Below are 24,235 nucleotides of genomic sequence, written 5' to 3' on the forward strand. Positions count from 1 at the left end.
TATCCTATTTTGCCCTATTAAAAAAAAGTCAAACTTTCTATCGTTTTATCGCAATAAAAAAAAGCGATTCCTAATAATAGAATCGCACGTCATTTCTTCATTATTTTATTGCAAAACGATTGGATGACTCGTTCATCTTCGTTCCGCTCTTTGTAATGCTCCCCACTGTATTCACCTATCACTTTTATCCAAAACGTCTGTGCAGGTTTGTTCGGTTTTATTTGAGATACTTGCCAATTCCCTATATGTTTTTCGAAGATTTGATGAGCAGCAAGTTTCCCTAAACCTCCAAGCCTGAACTTTTTCATGATAAAAAATTCAGAGATCGACCAATATTGATCGTTTGCCTCATGTATTTCACTTACTAATACAAACCCTGCTAGTTTGCCTTCTCTTTCGATCAGATAAGGAAAACGCCGACTTTCTTGCCAATAGTTATCTAAATAAGCATACTGACCAAACATTCCATTATCGCTCACTTAAAGGTCAATAAACTCTGAGAAATCATAAAAATAAAACTGCATAAGATTCTGGATTGTTTCTTTATCCCTTAACTCTGCTACCTTTATCACTGGAATCTGTTTCATCAACATCTAGCATTTCTCCCTGTAATTGGTGATTACATACTATCCTCGCAAACTGGCGAATATCTGTAAGCTTCGATGTCCACTCTATTTTTCCCTTTAAATTGGACGCCTTCCCTTTCCAATCGTGACTTTTGTGTAAAAAACAATTCTTCATCTTGAAAGCCGATCTCACCTTTTGCATTTATAACCCGATGCCAAGGCAGATCATGTTTTTTACTCATAGAGTGAAGGATACGTACGACTTGTCGAGCACTCCTGGGATTGCCAGCCACACGGGCAATCTGTCCGTAAGACATGACGTGGCCGCTCGGTATGCTTTTAATGACTTTAATGACATTCTCAGTAAATGGTTCCATGATTTCGCCTCACTTTAACAGAATAAAAAAGAGCCTAACAAAAAAAGAGTGTTAAATCTACGATCAGACTTAACACTCCTTTGTTGTTTTATTGATACATTAATTGACGTTGCTTCTTCAACTCGTCATTTGCCAAGTACTCATCATAAGACATTTGCTTATCAAGAATTCCTTTAGGCGTGATCTCGATGATACGGTTCGCAATCGTTTCAACGAACTGATGGTCATGTGATGTGAACATCAATGAACCTTTGTAGCTGATCAATCCGTTGTTCAACGCTGTAATGGACTCTAGATCCAAGTGATTCGTAGGGTCATCCATGATCAATACGTTTGATCCGCTGAGCATCATCTTAGAAAGCATACAACGAACTTTCTCTCCTCCAGATAATACAGACGGCTTCTTCATTACTTCTTCACCTGAGAAGAGCATACGTCCTAAGAATCCGCGAAGGAAGCTCTCTGTTTGATCTTCAGGAGAATATTGACGAAGCCAATCAACAAGAGTCTGCTCACTTCCGTCAAAGTACTTCGAGTTATCGCGTGGGAAGTACGCTTGAGACGTTGTTACACCCCATTTGTATGTTCCACTATCCGCTTCCATCTCACCCATTAAGATTTTGAATAAAGTTGTGATGGCGATCTCTTCTTTACCTACAAAAGCAATCTTGTCGTCTTTGTTCATGATAAAGCTCACGTTATCAAGTACTTTTACGCCATCGATCGTTTTTGTTAGACCGTCAACACGAAGAAGGTCATTACCGATCTCACGGTTGATGCCAAAATTCACATACGGATATTTACGAGAAGAAGGTCGGATATCATCTAGAGAGATTTTATCTAATAACTTCTTACGTGAAGTAGCTTGTTTTGATTTAGATGCATTCGCACTAAATCGCGCAACGAAAGCTTGAAGTTCTTTAATCTTTTCTTCTTTTTTCTTGTTTTGATCTTGTGCCATACGAAGCGCTAATTGAGAAGACTCATACCAGAAATCGTAGTTCCCTACATAGATCTGAATCTTACCAAAATCAAGGTCAGCCATGTGCGTACATACTTTGTTTAAGAAGTGACGGTCATGGGATACAACGATGACGGTGTTCTCAAAATTGATCAAGAAATCTTCTAGCCACTGGATCGCTTGAAGATCTAAGTTGTTCGTCGGCTCATCCAAAAGAAGAACGTCTGGCTTACCGAAAAGAGCTTGAGCAAGCAATACTTTTACTTTTTCAGATCCTGTTAGTTCAGCTAGTTTCTTCGTGTGAAGATCTTCTTTAATTCCAAGACCTTTCAGAAGGATCGCTGCTTCAGATTCTGCTTCCCAACCGTTAAGTTCTGCAAACTCTCCTTCTAGTTCAGCTGCACGGATTCCGTCTTCGTCTGAGAAGTCAGCTTTCATATAGATTGCGTCTTTCTCTTGCATCACTTCATAAAGACGTGCGTGACCCATAATAACTGTTTGCATAACCTCTTGATCTTCATACTCAAAGTGGTTCTGCTTCAATACGGCTAGACGCTCGCCTGGCGTCATGTGAACGTCACCTGTTTGTGCTTCGATCTCACCTGAAAGAATTTTTAAGAATGTAGATTTACCCGCACCGTTCGCACCAATTAAACCGTAGCAGTTTCCTGGTGTAAACTTTATATTAACGTCTTCAAACAGCTTGCGGTCGCCATAGCGAAGACCAACGTTAGTTACTGTAATCATCTGGATATCTCTCCTTTTTATATATAACTGACATTCAACCCACTATCAGCTTACATACATATATTCAATCCGTATCCTATAAAAATGCATACTTACTGATTGTATCATAAATACAAGATATATAACCTTACAATCTTTTACCCACATTGAAATTTTTAAACTTTATAGACATAAAAAAGCTCAGAAGCACATGCCTCTGAGCTACTCATCTTTAAACCGCTGGTGAAGATGGTGCTTGTGTATTGTCTTTTTTCAAAAGCCAATACTGACTTCCAAGCATTAAAGCGAACGCTGCAAGACCGATCGCGCTGTAGATGCCTTCTGGATAGATCAGCAAGAATCCAATCACAACCGCTGCTATCCTTTCTAACCAAGAAAGAGCACGCATCCAATATCCGATCATTCCTGCCCCAATTGCAATCATACCGACAAATGCAGTCGAGATCACCCAGATCGCTTCTGTCCAAGTTGTATCAATCAACATGAGCTGTGGTGAGATAACGAAAATATACGGAATAATAAACGCCGCAATGGCTAGCTTTGATGATATGATTCCGGTTCGTATCGGTTCACCACCCGAAACCCCAGCCGCTGCAAATGCTGCAAGTGCTACAGGAGGTGTAATATCCGCAATGATTCCAAAATAGAACACAAACATGTGAGCCGACAGATCAGGAACACCGAATAACAAAATGGCTGGTGCCGCGATCGTTGACGTAATCACATAGTTCGCCGTTGTTGGTGATCCCATACCAAGTACAAGTGATGCAATCATCGTTAAGATCAAGGTTGGAATGAGATAACCACCTGACAACTCTAGCAAACCATTCGCCATCTTAAGACCTACACCCGTTACGGTAACAACCCCGACGATCATACCTGCCGCTGCTGTAGCCGCTGCAACACCAAGCGCCGTTCTTGCCCCATCGGCTAATGCTTCAATAAAGAGCTTTGGCCCCATACGAGTTTGCTTATTGAACATGCCCACGGCGATCGCACTCACGATGGACCATAGTGCTGATTTTGTAACACTAACGCCATTCATTAAAAGAACAATAACCACAACGATTGGAATCAACAGATAGACTTGCTTGATGACTCTTTTCGTTTCAGGCATCTCTTCACGTGATAACCCTCTAAGCCCGATGCGTTTTGCTTCAAAATGCGTCATGATCCAAATTCCTGCAAAATATAAAATGGCAGGGATGGCTGCAGCTTTAGCGATATCCCAATACGTGATACCACCGCCGATAAATTCAACCATTAGAAACGCTGCTGCACCCATGACTGGCGGCATGATCTGTCCACCTGTTGAAGAAGCTGCCTCTACCGCTCCTGCAAAGTTTTTATCATAACCTAAACGTTTCATCATCGGAATCGTAAAAGCCCCTGAAGTTACAACGTTAGCAACCGAACTTCCACTGATCGTCCCTTGAAGAGCACTTGAGAAAATGGCTACCTTAGCAGGACCGCCGACACGTCTTCCTGCAATGACGATGGATAAATCATTGAAATATTCCCCTACCCCTGTTTTAACGAGAAAAGCTCCAAATAATAGGAACAGAAAAATATATGTGGACGAAACCGCTAGCGGTGTTCCTAAAATACCTTCTGTTGTGAAAAACATCGTTCTTACGATACGTTCGATCGTCAAACCTTTGTGCTCTAAAAATCCCGGCATATAAGGTCCCATATACGCGTAGACAAGGAATAGACCCGCTATAATCGTTATTGGGAGACCAACGACACGTCTTGTTGCCTCTAGAACAAGCAAAATGGCAAGTGCACCAATGATGAAATCTTGAGTCGTTAATCTTCCTACTCTCATGACTAGGTCATCCATAAATATGTACCAATAAGATCCTACCGCTATAGATAAAACAGCAAGAATCATGTCATACCAAGCAACTTGAAAAAGCGGCTTTTTTTCTGTCTTCTTTTTTGAAGCAGGAAACAACAAAAAGATTAAAGTAAGTGCAAAACCTAAATGAATGGTCCTTTGCAGCTGTGCAGGTAGAACACCGAAAATCGCTGTGTAAAGCTGAAATAACGAAAAAGCAACAAGGCCAATCAATGTTATCCAATATAGTGCACCTTTTAATTTACGAAAACCTGCTTCTGGATCGTACTTTTCCATCAGTTCTTGTACAGCTTGATCTGATATTTGTTCACGCTCAATTTGAGTCTTTTTATCCAAGTTTTTTCCCTCCTATCACCCATTGCCAGAAATTCAACTTTTCTGTTTTTAATGAAACCCAAGATCCTTTCTCACTAAAAGCAGAAAAGGGATATTCATTATCTTTAAGAAGAAGTGTATGATTCGCTATAATTTGTCCGATTCGAATATCTAATGACGGAAACGTTCTTTTCATGTTGGATAAAATATAGTTCTTACCTTTGTGTGTAAACACTTCACCATCTGCTGCACCAGATGGCATACCCACCCCAAATTCTTGAAACCTCATTTCAGTTTGCATGATCTCTTCATTATGAACTTGATAGATTTCGCGAACTGGTGTTTTATGAATAGAGTGTATGTATTCAATACTGAATTCACTACCATGCTTCGCTTTAAAGAAGGCTAACGTTTTACCTGTTTTACCTTCTTCAATGACTACTGCGTTAAAAAATGGCACCATTGATACCAATGCTAAAGCCACTAAGATCAGTATGCTGATAATCATTCGCTTCATAAGAATACATGGACTAAAGAATATTCTTTTAGTCCATGCTCCACACCTCTTATTTTAAAATTCCTTTTTCTTCAAAGTACTTTTTAGCTCCAGGATGGAAGTCGATTCCCATACCTTCTACCGCCTTTTCAGGTGAGATAAGTTCTCCTTTTGCGTGACTGATCTTATCTGTGTTCTCAAAGATTGCCTTTGTGATCGCGTAAACTGCATCGTCTTCCATGTCTTTACGAACTGTAAGCATGGATAGAACTGCCACCGTTTTCACGTCAGCCTCGAGCTTATACGTACCACTTTTAACGGTATCCTCAATGTAATACGGGTGAGCTTCAATCAGTTCTTTAATCTTTTCGTCAGCAATCGGTACAATTGTCACAGGGTTTGTTGCAGATAATGCTTCTACTGCACCTGTTGGTGTTCCTGCTGTTATAAATGCCGCTTGGATATTTTTATCTTGTATGCTTTCAGCAGACTCATCAAAGGATAGATGCTGTGCATCAATGTCTTTCATCGTCATACCGTGAATCTTTAGAATTTGTTCAGCATTCGCAAATGTTCCACTACCTGGTGCTCCTACTGACACCTTTTTGCCTTTTAGGTCTTCAACACTCTTAATCCCGCTATCTTTTAATGTAACGATCTGGATGGTTTCAGGATATAATGTCCCGATTCCTGTAACTTGATCAACTTTTCCTTCAAACATTTCCTTGCCTTCTACTGCATAGCTAGCGATATCTGTTTGAGTGAACGCTACATCAGCATCACCATCTTGAAGTAACTGCATGTTCTCAACAGATGCACCTGAAGCTTGAGAGTTTGCTTCAACATCAAGCTCATCTTTCACAATCTTTGCCATCTCTCCACCTAGTGGATAATATGTACCGCCTGTCCCACCTGTTACAATACTGATTTGATCAAGATTTAATGAAGCGCTTTTGTCACCAGATTCTTTCTTTTCAGATGGAGTCTCAATTTTTTGACCACATGCTGCTAGTGAAAATGCAAGAATCAGTACGAAAAATAATGCAATTCCCTTTTTCATGTTCTTCCTCCTTGTATGGAATAATTTGGTCCATTCTTAAAGTTTAGCATAAGCTTCATTAAAATTGCAGAATAATTATAATTTTTAGACATAATATCTTGGCATAAAAAAAGAGCGACCGAAGTCACTCTTTGTATCATCAGCTTACGAATGCACGTAGCATCCAATTATGTTTAGCTAAGCTTTCACGAACAGATAATAACATGTCGTGCGTTACTTCATCACCTTCACGCTCGGTTACTTCCATTCCTTCTTTAATCTCAGCGATCAGATGTTCAAAGTCGTTAATGATGCTTTGAACCATCGCTTCTGCTGTTTCGTTACTCTTAGCTTCTTCAACGGTAGCCAACTCTAAATACTCTTTCATCGTCGCAACCGGTGTACCTTTTAGAACGAGCAGTCGCTCAGCTAATTCGTCAATGTTCGTTGCCGCTTCGTTGTAAAGCTCTTCAAACTTTTCATGAAGTGTGAAAAAGTGAGGTCCTTTTACATACCAATGATAGTTGTGTAGTTTTACAAACAATACATTCCAGTTGGCAACTTGGCGGTTTAATACCTCTTGAATGGTGTTCATCGTATCATCTCCTTATTTTGTTTCTTCGTTTAATACACGATTCAATCGTTTGCGAAGCATGTCCATTCCGCTTCCACCAGCTTGGAAGTGACGAAGCTTTCCTTCTTTATCAAACACATAGTACGCAGGTACATATTTGTTTTCAAAAGCATCGGTTAATTTATGCTCGCTGTCTACATAGATCGGCTGTGTAATATCATGCCCAATCGCCATCTGTTCGATAACACTCATGTCTAGATCATTTTCTGAGCGAGGCATGTGTACGGCAACCACGTTTAGGTCATCTTCATACTCATCGCGAAGCTCGTTAACATCAGGCATCGCTTCTTTACACAAGCCACAGCTTACGGACCAGAAGTGGATTAAGGTTGCTTTTTCTCCAACCAATTCTTCTTTTGTTACTTCTTCATTCAACCAAGTTGTAGCACCATCAAGTTCAGGCATTTGTTCACGTAATTTCATCTAATATTCCCTCCAAAAAGTTGTACGATCATTTTATTAAGTCATATTCTAAAAAGGTTGTGACCTCTTCATTGACAAGTTGATTGGAGTGCAAGGTGCGAGACTCCTGCGGGACGAGCGGTCAGGTGAGACCCTTAAAGGCGCGAAGCAGCAAGGGGCTCACCGGTCGCCCGCGGAAAGCGAGCATCCTGAAACGGAAATCAACTTCTTTCAAGAACAACAGGCTTATAGTGTCTTTTGCCCTGGCTTCCAGTTTGCTGGGCAAAGTCCGCCTGTTTGTAACGCTTGAAGCACACGCAATGTTTCATCAGCATCACGGCCGATATTGTTGTGGAAGACAACTTGGTACATCATCTCACCTTCAGGATTGATGATAAACATTCCTCGAAGTGCAACACCTTCTTCTTCGATCAGAACACCATAATCACGCGATACACGGTGATTTGTGTCAGCAGCGAGAGGGTAATTTAATTCTCCGAGTCCATTATCATCACGACTCGTGTTGATCCACGCTAAATGCGTGTGAACGGTGTCTGTTGAAACCCCGATTACCTCGGCATCTAAGTCTTCAAATTCACTATATCTATCTGATAATGCTGTGATTTCAGTCGGACATACGAAAGTGAAATCCATTGGATAGAAGAAAAGAACCGTCCATTTTCCTTCTTCCATGTTCTTTTCTAAACTTACTTTTTTCGTTTCTTTGTTCGGCATGATCGCTTCCATCTCAAAGCGAGGTGCTTGTTTTCCTACCATACGTTCTGCCATTCTTCATACACTCCTTTTATATAAATGATAATGAAAATCATTATCATATGTTCTTCACATTCTTTATTATACTCACTTCTATTTTGAAGTCAATACTAATTTATAATAATTATTAATAAGGAACAAGTATTGTGCTCACAACTCCCAAAAAACATAAAAAAACCTTACTCAAATCTGTTGAGTAAGGTTACGCATTATCTTCTTTATGTTGGTGAATTTGACTGGTAATCATTTGTTTATTTTTCATGAGCAGCGGTATACAAGCTACAAATAGTACTAAACCGATTGCGACCGCAATGATTGTTCCATTACCTTTGATAAAACTGTCGCCTAACAAGTTGTAAGCGAGTGTTCCAGGTAAGACGCCAAGCATTGTTGCTAGAATGTATGATCGGAGTTTTAGCTTAGAGATTCCAGCAACATAGCTAACCACATCAAAATTCAATACCGGAATGATTCTTAATAAAAAAATATAAACGAATCCTTTTTCCTTCAGTTGATTCTGCCATTTCTCAATTCTTGAAGGTGAATCTGTTTTTTGTTTAATCCATCTCGCACCAAGATGTTTAGCGATGTAAAAGGATAAAATGGCACCAATTGTCGCTGAAAACACCGTATATACAGTACCCCATACTACGCCAAAAGCCAAACCGCCTGCCAGTGAAAGAACAGAGATCGGAAATAATGTAAAGGGACGGATTACATTTACAATGATATAAACGATAGGTGCGACCATTCCAAAGGATAGTACCCAATCACGCAAAGATATAGGGGTAATTTTAAAAACAAAATGGTTTAGAGCAAACAGAAACATGACAATCAATAAGATTACTGTGATCTTCACCAATGTGCTTTTTTTCATATAACCCCCCTCTTTGCCGTTATTTTACTTTTAATATTCCTGAATCTGATCGTTTGTAAACGTTAGGGCTTGCGGGCTTTAATCACGATTCCGTTACCTGAAGGGTCTTTTAACAAAATATTTTCCGATTCTATATGATATGGAACTTTCTCACGTTCTAGAGCACTTAAAACTTTTTCGACCTCCAACCTCGATGGAACGATAATTTCATAATGAAGAAGACCTGTAACATCCTCTTGGTTGGATACTGCATCGCGGCCGTTCCAAATATTGACCGCGATATGATGATGATATCCTCCTGCGGAGATAAATAAGGCGTGGTTCCCCATCCTCGTCTGTTCTTCGAAACCTAATACGTTCATGTAGAAATTTTCAGCTTCACCTATATGGATTACATTCAGATGCACATGTCCCATGACCGTGTTTTCTGGCAGACGACTCCAAGACTTTGAATCTCTCTCTGCTAAAAGACTTTGTACATCTAAAGGTTCGCTGACGGCTGGTAATTTTCCTCTTTCATCTCGTACCCAATCTTCACGGTCAACATCTCTATAAATTTCAATTCCATTGTTTTCGGGATCTTGTAAATAGATCGCTTCACTAAACTTATGATTAGATGCTCCTAACAGTTGTGTATTTGTTTCAATAAAATGGTAAAGAACATTTGCAAGATCTTTTCTAGTTGGGACAAGCAACGCTAAGTGATATAGACCTGCACTTTTCATTGGTCGTTGATGAAGCTCAGGATTACTTTCTAATATGATAAGTGGCGTTATGCCATCTGCAGTTAATTCCACGCTAGTTTTTCGTTTTGTTAAAATCTGTAGACCAATTGTTTCAGTATAGAAGTGAACAAGTTTCTCCAAATTTTTTACTTTTAAAGACACACTTCCAATATGAGTTTCTTCATGAATGGGGCTCATCTATTACCCTTCTTTCCTATTTAATAGTGGTTATCATAAACGTTATACGTTATTTAATTACTTTATGTAAGTTATTATAGAATAGTTATTAACAAACTTCAACTAGCAAATAGAGAATAGAAAAGGAGGCTGATCGTATCAGCCTCCAATATAGGACATTTCTATTTTTTTTCTTTCACTCATTCCCTGTTCTTTTCTTTCATCTGAATAACGGTCAGAACGATTTCGCCATATTTGAACAATTCGATTGTAAAGATCCTCGTCAGAAGCGCCTTCTCGAACAAATTCTTTTAGATCAGTCCCTTTCCCTGTAAAAAGGCACGTGTATACTTTTCCGTCTGCAGACAATCTTGCTCTTGTACAAGTCGAACAAAACGTATCACTGATCGAAGAAATAATCCCAATCTCACCTTGACCATCAGCATATTGGTATCGTTTTGCAACTTCTCCATAATACTTTCGATCAACTGGTTTTAACGGCATCTCTGAATCAATCATGTTTAGGATTTCATTCTTTGATACGACTTCATCCCAATTCCAACCGTTTGAGGTGCCTACATCCATATACTCGATAAAACGCAATACAAATGGGGTATTTTTAAAATAACGAGCCATCGGGAGAATCGCTTTATCGTTAATCTCCTTTTTCACCATCATATTTATTTTGACCGCAAGACCGGCTTCATGTGCGGCTTCCATTCCTTTTAATACAGGTGATACACCTACACCACGCCCGTTTATATAGCCAAACAAATCGTCGTCAAGCGTATCCAAACTCACCGTTACTCTGTCCATTCCTGCCTGCTTTAAAAAAACAGCCATCTTTGGAAGAAGCACGCCGTTAGTCGTTAATGCAATATCTCGAATTCCTTCAATGGCTCGAAGACGTTTCAACAGGTCAGGCAGATTTTTTCGAAGTAGGGGTTCCCCGCCAGTAATCCGAATCTTCTCCACGCCTGCTCTTGCAAACTGTGAGGCAATACGAACAATCTCATCGAACGATAATAGCTCAGTCGGAGTTAAGAATGGGTAATCTGGTCCGAAAATTTCTTTAGGCATACAATAGGTACACCGAAAATTACATTGATCGGTTACCGAGATCCGCAAATCCTGAAGCGGTCGATGCAAACGATCAGTGATTCCATTACTTTTATTCATCTCATCACATCATTTGTTTTAGTATTTTTATCAATGTACCACGAATAAAAGGAAGTTAAAACCAGAACAACCTACAATATTCTGTTTCTTTTAAAAGGAAGAGATTAGTTCATAATCACTATTTGAGCTTTTAAATAGATCATTATTACCAATTTTTTCTTATTGTACTTCTTGATTCCTTGTTCCCACGGCCTTTTATGATCATACCGAATATTTAATCATTTCCTTTTTCTTGTTGCACTTGTTTATTGGTTAGTAAAATGTTACGATAAAAAAGAATTATTTTTGTTCGATTGTACAGGTAACCTATTATCTTGATATTTTTGAGCAGAGATAGTATTATTGTGCGGATTGGCACGACAGGAGGCAACAAAAATGGAACAAGGTAAGGTTAAATGGTTTAACGCAGAAAAAGGTTTCGGATTCATCGAGCGCGAAGGTGGAGACGATGTATTCGTACACTTCTCAGCTATCCAAGCTGACGGTTTCAAATCTTTAGACGAAGGTCAAGACGTAACGTTCGAAGTTGAACAAGGACAACGCGGACCTCAAGCTACTAACGTACGTAAAGCATAATAACCCAATATATAAACAGGACTCTTGAAAAAGAGGCCTGTTTTTTTTTTTTTTGCACATCCATCGCCAAATCTCACTCCTATTTAGATGTTTTATGCTTTTAAATTTTTTTTCAGTAAATTCAAACATATACTAATTATTTTTGTTAAAATACATTTAACGTCTTAAACAATTAGGAGTTCAAAATGGATCTTCAAACGAAGCAGATACAAGATCAGATTGAAATCGGTACACGAATTTCTGAAAATGCACCTCAAATTGCAGAGAAGATCATGATTAACATACAAAATAGCAATGCATATGTTTCTCTTCAACAAAATGCTCCTATGAATGCGTACGAGGAACTTCAACAATCTATATTATTCATTCGTTTAATTGGTGATGCTGTTTCTGGAAAGGTTTCAGATTCTAGAAAAACGATTTTCGAGTGGGGAGAAAACATCGGCATGCTTGCCGTTCATTCTGGCCAGCCGCTCGATACGACACTTGAGAGTACATCTTTTTATCGCGAAGTTATATGGGATTTTATAAAAGAAGAAGGTTCGCTGCAATCGATGTCTTTGGAGTCAGTATTGCATATTTCAACGACGATCAATCCGATGATTGATTTCGCAGTACAAGCATTCAGTAAGTCATATGTGAATAATTACAGAGAAATGACGAAACAATTCCATCTCTCCCTTCAAGAACTATCCGTTCCTGTTGTGCCTCTTTTTCCAGGAGTAGCCGTTCTGCCTGTAGTCGGTGATATCGATACGAACCGCGCTAAGCTCTTAATTGAATCGACACTGCAGCAGTGCCTGGATCATGAAATTACTTCCCTAGTCATCGATTTATCGGGTGTCAGTTACATCGATACGATGGTTGCTCACCGTCTCTTCCAGCTTGTTTCTACATTAAAACTATTAGGCGTCAAAACTACTTTAACAGGATTAAGCCCGGAGATTGCACAAACATCTGTAAGCTTAAATTTAGATTTTGATGAGATTACGTTAAAAGGGAACCTGCTTCAAGCACTTGCTGACTTCGGGTACGGTAAATTGGATAATACAAGTAAATCCCATAAAAAGAACAGACTCTAATTCAGGGTCTGTTTTAATTATTTTAGGAGTTTGAACGTTTCAACTCATCTAGTTCTTTTAAAAGTGACTCCACCATATCATCACATTTTTTCAGCTCATTATTGAGCATGCTAATGGTTTCTTCTTCCCAAGAAAAGGGATCACCGTTTTCAGGTGTGACTGGAATGTCTTGATAAACATCCCCTGGTTCTCGGTCATCTGGCTGAAAATAAATCGCTACTTCACAGTTAGGACTACCTAATGCTATCCTTTGACGCAATGAAACTTTTCCATAACCAAATTTTCGTGCTGCTATTCCTCCAAATACACTGGATGTCATTTTGCATAAGTGCGGTGCATCCTTAACAAATTCCCCGAAAGGACACTCTTTTGCACGAACTATTACATGGTCAGGCTTTACACTGACAATCTCAAAATGCCCGCCGATGGAATTTTTCAAATCCACTATGACGTGAACGTAATGATCAACCGTCCAGTCCAATGGATTATCATAAAACCTCTCAATCCATTCACCAGTACGCAGACCGAGCTGCTCGATATATCTTTCGGCAGCGGGACCAATTGATTTTTTATGAATGTGGGCATATTGAGTAATGAGTTTTGCTAAAAAAGTGTGTCCATTCAATTCACCTTTTGAAAGGTTCATACTGCATCTACCCTTTCTATTGTATTACATGCTGTTTCACTTATTTTGGCAAGATATGGACAACACTCTTTGGATACCCGAATGAGATGGTTTAAAACATTATTTTACTTATCAAAGTAAATAAATTATGACTTTTGCTATTAGATTCTACTATCTACTTTTTTTATTAAGATAATTTCTAGTTTTTACTAGTGTTCTATCTCGAATAACTAAAAAACCAAAAGCTGCTTAAAGCTCAGCTCTTGGTTTTTATTTGCTATGATACTTATTTATTTAAATGTGAATGTTTTTTAGAATATAAGAAATAAAGAGCTGCTCCTATACCTAACCAGATGATAAATCGAATCCAAGTGTCCTGATCAAGCTGAATCATCAAAAAGCCACAGAACAGAATTGCCAGAATTGGAATAAACGGTACTCCTGGACAACGGAACGCACGTGGTAAGTCCGGCTGCGTTTTTCGAAGTACAAGAACAGCTACTGATACTAATATAAATGCTGAAAGTGTCCCGATGTTTACTAGTTTAGCAAGTTCATCTAACGGAATCAGGGCACCCATTAAACCTGCAACTATCCCAAAGAACCAAGTTGAACCGTATGGTGTGCGATATTTAGTATGAACCGTTCTAAAGAACTTTGGTAACAGTCCATCACGGCTCATTGCATAAGATACACGTGTTTGGCCGTATAGCATAACGAGCATAACTGTTGTCATCCCCAAAATAGCCCCAACATCGATAATACCTGCTACCCAGTTTTGGCCAGCAACTTGAAGGACGAGTGAAATCGGATGATCCTCGTTTCCTTTAAAATCTGCAAAAGGAACAACGCCGGTCATAATTCCCGTTACAATCACATAAAGAATCGTACAGATTAATAAAGAATACATGATACCTTTAGGCAGATCACGATTAGGATTCTTCGTTTCTTCAGCAGCTGATGCAATGGCATCAAATCCGATAAAAGCAAAGAATACTAGTGCTGCTGCTGCAAAGATTCCATCAAAGCCGAATGGTGTGAACGGTGTCCAGTTGTCTGGTTTAACATATCCAACTCCTACAACGATGAATAGAATAACAACAGCAACTTTAATAACAACCATGATGTTGTTTACACGTTTAGATTGTTTTACACCTACGGAAAGTAAGAAAGTAATTAACATAACAATTAAAAATGCAGGAAGATTAAAATACGTTGTTACGTTCTCAACCGCACCTGGTGCAGCAGTTAAAGAAGTTGGTATGTTGATGCCAAAGCCTTTCAATAGTGACTGAAAATACCCTGACCAGCCTACTGATACCGCACTAACAGCTAGCAAGTATTCTAAAATTAGATCCCATCCAATAATCCATGCGAGAAATTCACCCATTGTCGCATATGTGTAGGTATATACAGATCCTGATACAGGTACTGTAGATGCGAACTCTGCATACGAAAGTGCTGCAAATAAACATGCTAATCCTGCGATAATAAATGAAACAATAAGTGCTGGCCCTGCTGTGAGTGCTCCAGTTCCTGTTAGAACAAAGATACCTGTTCCAATAATGGCACCTATTCCTAACATCGTAAGATCCCAAGTGCCCAGCTCTTTGTTTAGTGTCGTACCTGTTTTTGAAGCTGCTACTAAATCTGCAATGCTTTTCTTTCTAAAGATACTCATAAAAGCCCCCTCCAAAAGTTGTGAATTATCTATAAATTTAATTATATTCCATAATTCTTAATTTTTCGACATTTTTTTATTACGCATCTATTCGTTTTCACTGTTTCGCATTGTATCCTTATTAAACGCGAAAGAACCTATATATTTTTATATAGCATTTATCTCCTTCTAACCCTCATTAGACTCCATAAAATGGAGGTTACTTCAACATTTATACCTGTGAGTAAACTCCTAATCCAATTCTTTTAATTCTTATAATTTATTTGTTGAAACTGAAAACTCTTAATAAATTTCCTTGTCTAAATTTCTTTAAATCTCACAAATAATACTTTATTTAAGATAAAATGAATTTAAATTCTCTTAGTTAAACACAGCTTAAATAAAGGAGATAACGATGAACTTAGAACAAATGAAATATATTGTAGAAGTGGCCAAAGAAAGCTCCATTACGAAGGCGGCAGACAAACTACACCTATCTCCTTCAGCAATATCACAATCGATTACCCAGCTCGAAAAAGAGTTTGGCGTTACCATTTTCACTCGATCTAGACAAGGTACGATTCCTACTACAGATGGTAAATTTATCGTATCAAAAGCTTATGAGATTCTTAAGAAGATGCAAGAGCTTCATGAAGAATTAGCGGATAAACAACATGCTAAAAAACATGTATTAAGGGTGGGATGTGCACCGGCACTCATGTACATCGTGTATGATGCCTTCTTATTGTTTCATGAGCAATTCCCTGAAACGAACGTAATGATTCGTGAGATCGATCAAGATCATATATTAGAGGAAATGAAGAACGGACATATTGACATTGGTTTAAGCCCGTTTACGGATTATGAGGTATCCAACCTTCAGCATGAAAAAGGAGTAGGCTATGAACTTTTGTATACAGGACACGTTTGTGTTTGTGCAGGCAAGAAATCTTCCTTGTACTACAAAGATTTTCTTACGCCAGATGAGTTAAGTGATGAAAAACTAGTGATCTATAATTCTAAAGGCGGTATCACATTTAATGATAAGTACGTAAAGAACGAACAAATCTTGTTCTCATCGAATAATATTGAAGTCATGCGTTCGGCCATTTTGGATGGGCATGCTTTTTCCTTTGTTTTTAATTTTACGTTCAAAAACAATGCGGATGTAAAAAACGGCAATTTAGCCATTATCCCATTCAAGCAACCTGACTTGATCTACCAAGATTTCTGGACACTGTATCCTTTAACAAAAGGACTATCCATAGAAGCGAAAGAATTTAAAGAAAAAGTTAAGCATCTTTTAGATCAGTAATTATAATTTCTATTTAACAGTTGGATCCTCCATTATTTTTTTTTGATAAAGATAGATCAGTTTGTCCAGCTTCTGACTCTGTTTAACGAGATCAGCATCTGAAAAATCATTGGAGCTTGGTTTAAGATCATACATTTCTTGACGACAGATTTTAATTTCTTGCAATAATATACTCAGATCCACATCCATGATTGATTTTCCTTTCTATCTAAACAATACTTCCAAATAATTGGATATGCATTTATGATAGTTGTTGTTTGTTTCTATGTAAATTTAGAAATAGTTAAAGACCACTAAACTATTCTTAATGTATCTTAGTCAATGTTGTTCTTGGAAGTGGTTGATTTCCATTTCGGGTGCTCGCTTTCCGGGGGGCGTGCGGTGAGCCACCTTGGCGCTTTGCGCCATAAGGTGTCTCACCTGGCACACTAATCCCCCAGGAGTCTCCCACCCTACACTCCAATCAACTTTTCAATGATGTCTTTTAAGATAACAAAAAACTTAAAAAGAGAAGCTCCATTCATGCTTAAGGGCTTCTTTTTTCTTTTGCACGTCTCTGTATATTTTCTCTTCTAACCTCTTAAAGGAATAAACACCTCTTTCAATGGACATACCTAGTAAAAAAACGAGGGAGGTCCTTTGCTTTGAAAAAAGAGGAAAGTCCACATACAGACTACTCCCTATTAAGTAATAGTCTTTCTAGTAATCTGGAACAGATCCAAACCACGCTCGGTCCAACACCTGATTTAAAAGTTTTACGCTATGAAATCAGAAGTGAACACTTAATCATTTTGTATATGGCTGACCTAGTTGATTCAGATAAGCTGCAGAACATACTAAAATCAATCAAATATATAAGATACGCACCACCTGTCGATTTGCCACTATTTGAGCAAATGTATTCAGATATCTATCTCATCGCTCAAACCGCTAAATTATCAAAAATGAATGATGTGATCAACCACCTATTAAACGGCAAAACCATTATCTTAATGGATTCCGTAAGCGAAGGCTTTAGTGTGGATACGTATGGCGGTAAAGTTCGAGCTATCGAGGAACCACAAACTGAATCTCTTATTCGTGGACCTAAAGTAAGTTTTACAGAAGAGATCGGTGTCAATATTGCAATGATTCGTAGACAAATCACAGATAAAAGCTTGAAGGTAGAAAGCTTTGTGATTGGTGAACGAGGAAAGAAAAAAGTAGCTTTGTTATATATTGGAGATGTAATCAATCCTGCAATTGTAGAAGAAGCAAGACATCGTCTACAACATATAAGTATTGATGCACCTATCGATTCTGGAATTATCGAACAATCGATAGAAGACAACTTTATGTCTCCCTTTCCGCAATTTATTAGTACGGAGCGTCCTGATAAAGTTGCACTCTCTCTTTTGCAAGGAAGATTAGCGATCATTCCTGACCAGACCGCAAACGCACTGATCGCACCCATTTCAATCCTGGATACGGTTCAGTCACCTGAAGATTATTATGAAAGATGGCACATCGGGTCACTGCTACGCATGCTTCGTGCATTCGCCGTTTTTATCTCATTATTTCTTCCATCCTTTTATATAGCCCTTGTTTCTTTTCATCAAGGCTTAATTCCGTCACGTCTTGCTTTTTCAATAGCCGCTTCGCGTGAAGGGGTTCCTTTTCCAGCATTTGTTGAAGCTCTGATGATGGCCATCACGATGGAACTTCTACGGGAAGCAGGACTGCGCCTTCCGAAACCCATCGGACAAACGATCGGTATCGTAGGAGGAATCGTAATTGGAGAAGCTGCTGTTCAAGCTGGAATTGTTAGCACAGTCATGGTCATCGTAATTGCTATCACAGCGATCGCTTCTTTTACATTGCCGGTCTATAGCATGGGTGTAACTTATAGAATTCTCTTGTTCAGCTTCATTTTTGCTGCTGGCATGATGGGACTCTATGGAATCTCACTCGCTTTTATCGTACTTGTCATCCATATAGTCAATCTGACCAGTCTAGGTATTCCTTACGCTGCACCTCTTGCACCTATCTTTATCAACGACTGGAAAGAGCTATTCGTACGCTTGCCCATCTCATTTATTAAAAAAAGACCTGTTTTCTTAGATCCTGTAGATGAAGTCCGTTCAGAGAAAGAGGAATAAACTGTGAGCAAAGTCAAATACACCGACCGTTCCATCAGTGCTAAGGAATTAATGTACGCAGTTGCTTCCATGGTAATTGGTGTTGGTATCTTTAATTTACCTCGCTATATCACGACTGTAACGAACGGTATTGATGGTGTGATCAGCATTTTATTAATGGGAGGAATCGTGCTTTTTTTCGTATGGATCATGGGTCAGTTCATTCGAATGTATCCTGGAAAAGGCATCTATGAAATTTTGTTAGCCATTATACCAAAGCCGCTCGCCTTCCTTTTAATTATTATTTACGGTGCATTTTTCGCTTTACTTGCAGCCTATGAAATACGAGCAATCGCAGAAATCACAAAAAAATATCTACTGCCAAACACTAGCTCTGATAGTTTAAGCCTGCTCTTTCTGCTTGTTAACGTATATGCGCTTTTTGGTTCTCGTACAGCACTCATTCGTATAAATTCCATGTTCTTACCTGTCGTATTGATCGTGTCATTATTATTAGTCGTTTTAAATATTCGGATCATGCACCTGGATAACTTTTATCCACTGCTCACCACAGACTTGCAAGGGTATGGATCAGGCATGATCAGTATTTTCTTTTCTTTTACCGGCATTTCTATTATCTTAAGCTATTCTTACCTCGTTAATGAACCAGAAAAAGCTTCGTCTGCCGCAGTAAAAGGTGTATTTATCTCAATAATCATCTACACGATGGTCTTTGTTTCATGTGTTGCTGTCTTCTCTAATCTAGGTACTGATTTTTTAGAGAACCCTACGATCGAGCTAGGTAAAGAAATAGAGCTTCCTGGCGGTTTTTTTGAAAGATTCGAATCCGTCTATTTTACGATATGGATCATGACGATCTTTAATACAACATCGATGTCTATCGATTCTTCACTCATCGTCTTAGAATCTCTATTTAAAAAAGCGAAGAAAGAAACGCTCATCGTTATCCTGTCTCCTATCATTTTCTTTGTATCCATGGTTCCGATAGGCATGGAAGGAATGGAAGCAATGGGAACATTTATTGGACGACTCAGCTTAACATTGATGGCTGTTGTTCCAGTACCTCTTTATATTATTGCTAAGATAAGAGGAGTGAAAAAATGAAAAAACGTTGTTATATCTTATCATTCCTCCTAATTAATAGCTTGTTGCAAGGGTGCGGAGCAAGGGAGATCGAAAAAAAGGCCTTTGTGATCGGTGTGGGAATCGATCAGGCAAAATCAGATGACGATACGAGCCAGCCCGTGATGAATGGTACTTTTCAAGTTGCTGTTCCAAGGTCACTAAAGCCCGAGTTAACGAACGAAAAAGCGTATCAAAACTTTGAAGACAAAGGTCACGATCTATCTGAACAGATTTCAAGAATCGCTCAATACTCTAACAAAGAATTATATTTTGCTCACAATCAAATTATCTTGGTTTCGGATAAGGTAGCCAAACAGCCACAAAGAATGGAGCGTCTGCTTGATTTTTTTATCAGACATGAAGATATTAGACGAAGTGTTCGTGTCTTCATTACAAAGGGAGATACAAAGCGCTATCTAAACGTTGCGAATAACGAAAGACTGCCTTCCCTCTATATCGATACGCTGTCCGCTAATGTACAGAATCATTCACGTACTGCGAGTATTAAGAGGTTAGGAGATCTTCAGGAAGATCTCCTAGCTCATCGTTCATTTGTCCTGCCGGTGTTGAATTATAAAAGTACAGAAGAGATCAAGATTGGCGGTGCCGCCATCATAAAAGGAGAATCAAGCAGATTAACACATTTCCTAAATGAAAAAGATACAGAAGCTATGAACATTTTGAAGGGTGAATTTCAAAAGGGTATGCTTTATTTCCAGTTAGAGGATGATCTATACATCTATAAAATAGATAACTCGAAAAGCAAGATCAAACTCGTTTCAACAGCAAATGGACAACTTACTTTCAGAATAACTGTCAGCGTTGAAGGAGAAATACAAGAAGTCAATAAGAAGATGGATACACGTACTGTTTCAGCAGATCGTGTGAAAAAAGAGGTAGAGAAACAGATTGCTAAGAAAACCGGAAAATTTATTAAGAAATTGCAGACACAATATAAAACCGATGTTCTTGGCCTCGGTGTCTACATGGAAAAGCATCACCATAAAGAATGGCTAAAGCTTAAAAAGGATTGGGAAACTGGTGATAATCACTTTAGCCAAGTGAAAATAAACACACACATCCATACGACGATTAGCTCAGCAGGAGGTCTAAGATAAGCAATGTTCGAGATGAATGAATTATTACCTCGCATTCTTAGTTGGCGATTTATCCTTTTCACCGTGCTTTCCTTCTTATTTCCGTTCACTTACATCACACTGTATAAGTTGTTGCAAAAAAGAGGGATGCCACTATGGAAAAAGGAGACTCGCACCACTACAAAAATAAATAAACAATAGGTAAAGGTGTCGCTATGATGTTCCTCATTTCAGTCTATCCTCTACTCATAACGTTTTACCATGTACGCATAAGGTAATTCTTAGAGTATAAATGAAAGGGGGAATTTCATGGATACGGTATTGTATTTCATCTATACAGCAGCTTACCTCGTTTTACTTATTATGTGCATAAACTTCGGCAACAGATGGGATACTTCTTCCCTACTCTGTTTGGTCGTGTTCGGACTTGTATTTGATAACGGACTGATCGCCGTAGGAAGATTTTTAGGAGAAGGATCTCTATTAGAAAACTTGAGCTATTTACGATTTTGGTTTCATGCGTTCTTCACCCCTACGCTCGTTCTATTTTCATGGAGTGTTTTAAACAGAGCTGGGATTAAGTTCGCCGAGCGAAAAGCTGTATACATAGGAGCTCTTCTCTACACGATTGCTCTTGTCATAATGGAAATTGTAACCGAAACATATGGGATAAAGATTGTTCCTGAGAGAGAACATGGATTACTTCGCTATGTTTCAGCAGAACCCTCATCAGGTCCTCCTCTCATGGTCCTGTTCGTATCTATCGCTTTAATTACTGCAGGTGCGATCCTTTGGAAAAAAACGGGCTGGAAGTGGATGTTTATTGGTTCCGTTGTAATGACAGTCGGAAGCGCAGTCCCTATTTCAGTGGAAAGTGCTGCTGTCACGAACGGATTTGAGTTATTTCTGATGATTACACTTGTTGCAACGAAGATCCACCAAGAAAGTAAAATGAAAGGTGCTTAAGATGAAAAGAATAATCAAGAAAGCTTTTCTTGTAATAGCAGTACTATTTGTATGCGCCTTGATTGGATTTTTTGTGTGGACTCAACAGACCTATGAACCTACTAAAGAACTGTTGAGTAGTGTTGGAGACATTGAGCGTGAAGACGATTGGGTGACCTTCAAGCCTAGCGGGACTAATAAGGAGGTAGGCATTGTCCTCTATCCGGGCGCAAAAGTTGAACCAGAAGCTTATGGTTATCTCGGAAAGTCATTATCAGAAGCTGGATACACCGTCGGAATCCCGAAATTCAACCTAAACCTTGCCATGATTGAGGCAAATAAAGCAGAAGAATGGATCAAGCAAAATCCATCTATTAAGAAGTGGTTTATTGGCGGCCACTCCCTTGGAGGAGTAAGCGCTGCTACGTTTGCAGATGAAAACCCAGATGTAATAACAGGGGTTATCCTGCTCGCCTCCTATCCTGCTAATGGTGATGACTTCTCAAAAAAAGACACACCGATTCTATCAATTTATGCTGAAAAAGATGGGCTGACAACTAAGGAAAAGATCGAGAAAACGAAAAGATTGTTGTCGCGTGAAACTGTTTTATTTGAGATCAAAGGTGGAAATCATGCTCAATTTGGCATGTACGGAGAACAAAAAGGCGATCATCCAGCAGACATTTCTGCTCAAGCACAGCAAGATATCATCGCTGTTGAGATGATTAAGTGGTTAGAAAAGCATTAACCGATATAAGCAAAAAAAACTCACTATCTTGTGAGTTTTTTTACATTAAAATCGCGAGCAATATTGGCAGAGTGATTAGTGAAAAAAGTGTACTCACTAACGTTGCACTTGATACGAAATCAGGCTCTGTTCCAAACTGTAACGCATACATCGTCGTGTTTGCAGCTGATGGCATCGCCGCCATAAGGATCATAATCGCTGCGAGCATATCATCAACAGGAAGAATCAAGGTGATAAAAAATGCGATCAGTGGTGACACTGCTAATTTTAGTAGCAGCGAATACGTTAACTTCTCCACTTGTACGTGGCGCAATGATATCTTCGCGAGTTGCATGCCGAGTATGATCATGATCGTCGGTATCGCAGAGTTCGCTACAAGATCAAGAGCTTCGGATACAGAGCCTTCTATAGGTATGTGTAACTGTTGAAAGACTACTCCCGCTATCGCTCCATATACGATAGGCATACGTCGCACTGCTCTTAACGCTGAAGAGATCCCGTCGTTTTCCGGACTGCCTTTTGCTGCATAATAGACACCAACTGTACACATGACTAACTGCTGAATAACCATAAGAACAACCGCATAATCTAACCCCGCTGCACCAAACGCGAACAGCGCGACTGGAGTTCCATAGTTCCCATTATTCATAAAAGCAGAAGCTAAAATGACACCGCATGTTTCCCGCATATTGTATCTTTTAAAATAACTGATCACGTACACGAGACCGATCAAAGTGAAACACAGAATGAGCGTATAAATGAGCATATATCCATACGTTTTCGTAAAAGTAGTTTCATAAAACGTCCGAAAAACTAGAAAAGGGGACATCAGATAAAGTGCCATCTTGGAAAGTGTTTGTGTTTCGAAACCTATCGTCTTTTGACCGATAAATCCGATGCCAAAAATCGCAAATACCGGAAGAATGATGCTCAGCAGCTCAATCATGTCTTACCCCTTCTTTCTGTTAAATACAACGAAAAAAGCCGATCTGAGAGATCAGCACTTTTCTAAATATGATAGCACAAGGGGAAACATTCTTCCTTTTTCTTGATTTACTTCTTAAAACGTATGTGCGGAATCTTTAGCACGAGCAATCGCATTCTCTTTAATTTCATTAGCTTTATCTGGCATGGCCGCATGTCCCTCAACAAACAATCCCTGGAACGATGGTACGCCAAAAAATTGCATGATCACACTTAGATAACGATGCCCCATCTCCATTGCTGCAGCAGGCCCTTCTGAATAGATCCCGCCGCTAGCTTGTATATGTAAAGCTTTCTTATTCGTTAGAAGACCCACTGGTCCTTGCTCTGTATATTTGAACGCTTTTCCTGCCACAGCCACTGAATCGATGTACGCTTTCATAACAGGTGGAAATGAGAAATTCCACATTGGCGTTACAAAGATATATTTATCAGCAGATACAAATTGCTCACAAAGCTCTGAAAGTCTTCCTACTTTCGCCTTTTCTTCAGAAGACAGCTCCTCAAGCCCTTTACCAGATTGTAGTTTCCCCCATCCACTAAATACATCAAGGTCGATGTGAGGAATGTTTTCTTTATATAAATCAACATGGATCAATTCATGATCCGCATTAACCTTTTTGTATTCATCAATAAATGCTTTACCAACAGCCATGCTGTATGAACCTTTATCATCATGAGGATGCGCCGTAATATATAATACCTTTGTCATGTAAACCTACACTGCCTTTCTATTGGTTGATTTTTTCTTTATGATTTAAAGTATTGTCTTCTTTGAAAGTTGTTTGAAGTGGAAGGTGCGAGACTCCT

At 39.0% G+C, this 24,235-nt stretch carries 25 protein-coding genes; 8 read left to right on the forward strand and 17 right to left on the reverse strand.

Translation table 11 applies throughout. The annotated features are described in order from the left end of the window. Positions 1 to 89 precede the first annotated feature (89 nt). From I5J82_RS13655 to moaA, 12 genes are all read right to left on the reverse strand, one after another. Positions 90 to 464 (reverse strand): GNAT family N-acetyltransferase, encoded by a 375-nt coding sequence (locus I5J82_RS13655; RefSeq protein ID WP_233096485.1) that lies wholly within the window; start codon positions 462 to 464, stop codon positions 90 to 92. Positions 465 to 619: 155 nt separating this feature from the next. Further along, positions 620 to 943, reverse strand: a complete 324-nt coding sequence (locus I5J82_RS13660; RefSeq protein WP_198768289.1) for an MGMT family protein — start codon at positions 941 to 943, stop codon at positions 620 to 622. A gap of 88 nt (positions 944 to 1,031) precedes the next feature. Next, positions 1,032 to 2,651: an ABC-F family ATP-binding cassette domain-containing protein gene (locus I5J82_RS13665; RefSeq protein WP_144698019.1), complete on the reverse strand. Its 1,620-nt coding sequence runs from the start codon at positions 2,649 to 2,651 to the stop codon at positions 1,032 to 1,034. A 211-nt stretch (positions 2,652 to 2,862) separates the two neighbouring features. After that, positions 2,863 to 4,788 (reverse strand): TRAP transporter permease, encoded by a 1,926-nt coding sequence (locus I5J82_RS13670; protein WP_198769020.1) that lies wholly within the window; start codon positions 4,786 to 4,788, stop codon positions 2,863 to 2,865. A gap of 52 nt (positions 4,789 to 4,840) precedes the next feature. Then, complete coding sequence (locus I5J82_RS13675; RefSeq protein WP_233096486.1) at positions 4,841 to 5,344, reverse strand: DUF1850 domain-containing protein; 504 nt, start codon at positions 5,342 to 5,344, stop codon at positions 4,841 to 4,843. Positions 5,345 to 5,393: 49 nt separating this feature from the next. Further along, positions 5,394 to 6,383: a TAXI family TRAP transporter solute-binding subunit gene (locus tag I5J82_RS13680; RefSeq protein WP_198768291.1), complete on the reverse strand. Its 990-nt coding sequence runs from the start codon at positions 6,381 to 6,383 to the stop codon at positions 5,394 to 5,396. A gap of 139 nt (positions 6,384 to 6,522) precedes the next feature. Continuing rightward, positions 6,523 to 6,957, reverse strand: coding sequence for a Dps family protein (locus I5J82_RS13685; RefSeq protein ID WP_198768292.1), 435 nt, complete (start codon positions 6,955 to 6,957; stop codon positions 6,523 to 6,525). 12 nt (positions 6,958 to 6,969) lie between these two features. Next, a complete protein-coding gene (locus tag I5J82_RS13690) occupies positions 6,970 to 7,419 on the reverse strand; it encodes a TlpA family protein disulfide reductase (protein ID WP_066397740.1) in 450 nt (149 codons plus the stop codon). Between the two features lie 225 nt (positions 7,420 to 7,644). Beyond that, entirely contained in the window at positions 7,645 to 8,187 is a 543-nt protein-coding gene (locus I5J82_RS13695; protein WP_198768293.1) for a peroxiredoxin, read from the reverse strand. Between the two features lie 187 nt (positions 8,188 to 8,374). After that, the gene (locus I5J82_RS13700; RefSeq protein WP_198768294.1) at positions 8,375 to 9,049 is read right to left on the reverse strand and encodes a TVP38/TMEM64 family protein; all 675 of its coding nucleotides are present in this window, start codon (positions 9,047 to 9,049) and stop codon (positions 8,375 to 8,377) included. A 62-nt stretch (positions 9,050 to 9,111) separates the two neighbouring features. Continuing rightward, positions 9,112 to 9,972, reverse strand: coding sequence for a VOC family protein (locus I5J82_RS13705; RefSeq protein ID WP_198768295.1), 861 nt, complete (start codon positions 9,970 to 9,972; stop codon positions 9,112 to 9,114). A 138-nt stretch (positions 9,973 to 10,110) separates the two neighbouring features. Further along, on the reverse strand, positions 10,111 to 11,130 hold the full coding sequence (moaA, locus tag I5J82_RS13710; RefSeq protein ID WP_198768296.1) for a GTP 3',8-cyclase MoaA: 1,020 nt from the start codon (positions 11,128 to 11,130) through the stop codon (positions 10,111 to 10,113). A 375-nt stretch (positions 11,131 to 11,505) separates the two neighbouring features. On the opposite strand from moaA, the gene I5J82_RS13715 reads away from it, so the two are divergent. Both I5J82_RS13715 and I5J82_RS13720 read left to right on the forward strand, forming a co-directional pair. Next, positions 11,506 to 11,706 carry a cold-shock protein gene (locus I5J82_RS13715; protein WP_066397748.1) on the forward strand — a complete coding sequence of 67 codons (201 nt, stop codon included), beginning with the start codon at positions 11,506 to 11,508 and terminating at the stop codon, positions 11,704 to 11,706. Positions 11,707 to 11,891: 185 nt separating this feature from the next. Further along, positions 11,892 to 12,788, forward strand: a complete 897-nt coding sequence (locus I5J82_RS13720; RefSeq protein ID WP_198768297.1) for an STAS domain-containing protein — start codon at positions 11,892 to 11,894, stop codon at positions 12,786 to 12,788. 22 nt (positions 12,789 to 12,810) lie between these two features. Here the strand turns inward: I5J82_RS13720 and I5J82_RS13725 are convergent, their stop codons facing one another. After that, positions 12,811 to 13,434, reverse strand: coding sequence for a methanogen output domain 1-containing protein (locus tag I5J82_RS13725; protein ID WP_198768298.1), 624 nt, complete (start codon positions 13,432 to 13,434; stop codon positions 12,811 to 12,813). 265 nt (positions 13,435 to 13,699) lie between these two features. Beyond that, positions 13,700 to 15,094 carry a branched-chain amino acid transporter BcaP gene (gene bcaP, locus I5J82_RS13730; RefSeq protein WP_269819575.1) on the reverse strand — a complete coding sequence of 465 codons (1,395 nt, stop codon included), beginning with the start codon at positions 15,092 to 15,094 and terminating at the stop codon, positions 13,700 to 13,702. A gap of 394 nt (positions 15,095 to 15,488) precedes the next feature. Here bcaP and I5J82_RS13735 point away from each other — a divergent pair, with 394 nt between their 5' ends. After that, positions 15,489 to 16,388: a LysR family transcriptional regulator gene (locus I5J82_RS13735; RefSeq protein WP_198768300.1), complete on the forward strand. Its 900-nt coding sequence runs from the start codon at positions 15,489 to 15,491 to the stop codon at positions 16,386 to 16,388. A 9-nt stretch (positions 16,389 to 16,397) separates the two neighbouring features. On the opposite strand, the gene I5J82_RS13740 is transcribed toward I5J82_RS13735, so the two are convergent. After that, positions 16,398 to 16,577 carry an aspartyl-phosphate phosphatase Spo0E family protein gene (locus tag I5J82_RS13740; protein WP_198768301.1) on the reverse strand — a complete coding sequence of 60 codons (180 nt, stop codon included), beginning with the start codon at positions 16,575 to 16,577 and terminating at the stop codon, positions 16,398 to 16,400. A gap of 455 nt (positions 16,578 to 17,032) precedes the next feature. On the opposite strand from I5J82_RS13740, the gene I5J82_RS13745 reads away from it, so the two are divergent. The 5 genes from I5J82_RS13745 to I5J82_RS13765 all read left to right on the forward strand — a co-directional run bounded on the left by I5J82_RS13745 (position 17,033) and on the right by I5J82_RS13765 (position 22,441). Continuing rightward, positions 17,033 to 18,526 carry a spore germination protein gene (locus I5J82_RS13745; protein ID WP_198768302.1) on the forward strand — a complete coding sequence of 498 codons (1,494 nt, stop codon included), beginning with the start codon at positions 17,033 to 17,035 and terminating at the stop codon, positions 18,524 to 18,526. A gap of 3 nt (positions 18,527 to 18,529) precedes the next feature. After that, a complete protein-coding gene (locus tag I5J82_RS13750; RefSeq protein ID WP_198768303.1) occupies positions 18,530 to 19,630 on the forward strand; it encodes a GerAB/ArcD/ProY family transporter in 1,101 nt (366 codons plus the stop codon). Then, positions 19,627 to 20,769, forward strand: a complete 1,143-nt coding sequence (locus I5J82_RS13755; RefSeq protein ID WP_198768304.1) for a Ger(x)C family spore germination protein — start codon at positions 19,627 to 19,629, stop codon at positions 20,767 to 20,769. Before I5J82_RS13750 ends, I5J82_RS13755 begins: the two co-directional genes overlap by 4 nt. 288 nt (positions 20,770 to 21,057) lie before the next feature. Then, positions 21,058 to 21,714 carry a hypothetical protein gene (locus I5J82_RS13760; RefSeq protein WP_198768305.1) on the forward strand — a complete coding sequence of 219 codons (657 nt, stop codon included), beginning with the start codon at positions 21,058 to 21,060 and terminating at the stop codon, positions 21,712 to 21,714. Between the two features lies 1 nt (position 21,715). Further along, positions 21,716 to 22,441: an alpha/beta hydrolase gene (locus I5J82_RS13765; protein ID WP_198768306.1), complete on the forward strand. Its 726-nt coding sequence runs from the start codon at positions 21,716 to 21,718 to the stop codon at positions 22,439 to 22,441. Positions 22,442 to 22,481: 40 nt separating this feature from the next. Here the strand turns inward: I5J82_RS13765 and I5J82_RS13770 are convergent, their stop codons facing one another. Both I5J82_RS13770 and I5J82_RS13775 read right to left on the reverse strand, forming a co-directional pair. Beyond that, the gene (locus I5J82_RS13770; RefSeq protein WP_198769021.1) at positions 22,482 to 23,384 is read right to left on the reverse strand and encodes an AEC family transporter; all 903 of its coding nucleotides are present in this window, start codon (positions 23,382 to 23,384) and stop codon (positions 22,482 to 22,484) included. A 117-nt stretch (positions 23,385 to 23,501) separates the two neighbouring features. Beyond that, positions 23,502 to 24,137, reverse strand: a complete 636-nt coding sequence (locus I5J82_RS13775) for an FMN-dependent NADH-azoreductase (RefSeq protein ID WP_198768307.1) — start codon at positions 24,135 to 24,137, stop codon at positions 23,502 to 23,504. Positions 24,138 to 24,235: the final 98 nt, after the last annotated feature.

Origin of the sequence: Fictibacillus halophilus (assembly GCF_016401385.1) — a bacterium.
GTDB lineage: Bacteria > Bacillota > Bacilli > Bacillales > Fictibacillaceae > Fictibacillus > Fictibacillus halophilus.

Coding starts and splice junctions, on each gene's coding strand:
- I5J82_RS13665 (WP_144698019.1), bottom strand. CDS start 2,651: ATGATTACAGTAACTAACGTTGGTCTTCGCTATGGCGACCGCAAGCTG.
- I5J82_RS13695 (WP_198768293.1), bottom strand. CDS start 8,187: ATGGCAGAACGTATGGTAGGAAAACAAGCACCTCGCTTTGAGATGGAA.
- bcaP (WP_269819575.1), bottom strand. CDS start 15,094: ATGAGTATCTTTAGAAAGAAAAGCATTGCAGATTTAGTAGCAGCTTCA.
- I5J82_RS13740 (WP_198768301.1), bottom strand. CDS start 16,577: ATGGATGTGGATCTGAGTATATTATTGCAAGAAATTAAAATCTGTCGT.
- I5J82_RS13655 (WP_233096485.1), bottom strand. CDS start 464: ATGTTTGGTCAGTATGCTTATTTAGATAACTATTGGCAAGAAAGTCGG.
- I5J82_RS13660 (WP_198768289.1), bottom strand. CDS start 943: ATGGAACCATTTACTGAGAATGTCATTAAAGTCATTAAAAGCATACCG.
- I5J82_RS13775 (WP_198768307.1), bottom strand. CDS start 24,137: ATGACAAAGGTATTATATATTACGGCGCATCCTCATGATGATAAAGGT.
- I5J82_RS13680 (WP_198768291.1), bottom strand. CDS start 6,383: ATGAAAAAGGGAATTGCATTATTTTTCGTACTGATTCTTGCATTTTCA.
- I5J82_RS13760 (WP_198768305.1), top strand. CDS start 21,058: ATGGATACGGTATTGTATTTCATCTATACAGCAGCTTACCTCGTTTTA.
- I5J82_RS13725 (WP_198768298.1), bottom strand. CDS start 13,434: ATGAACCTTTCAAAAGGTGAATTGAATGGACACACTTTTTTAGCAAAA.
- I5J82_RS13670 (WP_198769020.1), bottom strand. CDS start 4,788: ATGGAAAAGTACGATCCAGAAGCAGGTTTTCGTAAATTAAAAGGTGCA.
- I5J82_RS13755 (WP_198768304.1), top strand. CDS start 19,627: ATGAAAAAACGTTGTTATATCTTATCATTCCTCCTAATTAATAGCTTG.
- I5J82_RS13700 (WP_198768294.1), bottom strand. CDS start 9,049: ATGAAAAAAAGCACATTGGTGAAGATCACAGTAATCTTATTGATTGTC.
- I5J82_RS13735 (WP_198768300.1), top strand. CDS start 15,489: ATGAACTTAGAACAAATGAAATATATTGTAGAAGTGGCCAAAGAAAGC.
- I5J82_RS13765 (WP_198768306.1), top strand. CDS start 21,716: ATGAAAAGAATAATCAAGAAAGCTTTTCTTGTAATAGCAGTACTATTT.
- I5J82_RS13690 (WP_066397740.1), bottom strand. CDS start 7,419: ATGAAATTACGTGAACAAATGCCTGAACTTGATGGTGCTACAACTTGG.
- I5J82_RS13685 (WP_198768292.1), bottom strand. CDS start 6,957: ATGAACACCATTCAAGAGGTATTAAACCGCCAAGTTGCCAACTGGAAT.
- I5J82_RS13705 (WP_198768295.1), bottom strand. CDS start 9,972: ATGAGCCCCATTCATGAAGAAACTCATATTGGAAGTGTGTCTTTAAAA.
- moaA (WP_198768296.1), bottom strand. CDS start 11,130: ATGAATAAAAGTAATGGAATCACTGATCGTTTGCATCGACCGCTTCAG.
- I5J82_RS13715 (WP_066397748.1), top strand. CDS start 11,506: ATGGAACAAGGTAAGGTTAAATGGTTTAACGCAGAAAAAGGTTTCGGA.
- I5J82_RS13675 (WP_233096486.1), bottom strand. CDS start 5,344: ATGAAGCGAATGATTATCAGCATACTGATCTTAGTGGCTTTAGCATTG.
- I5J82_RS13720 (WP_198768297.1), top strand. CDS start 11,892: ATGGATCTTCAAACGAAGCAGATACAAGATCAGATTGAAATCGGTACA.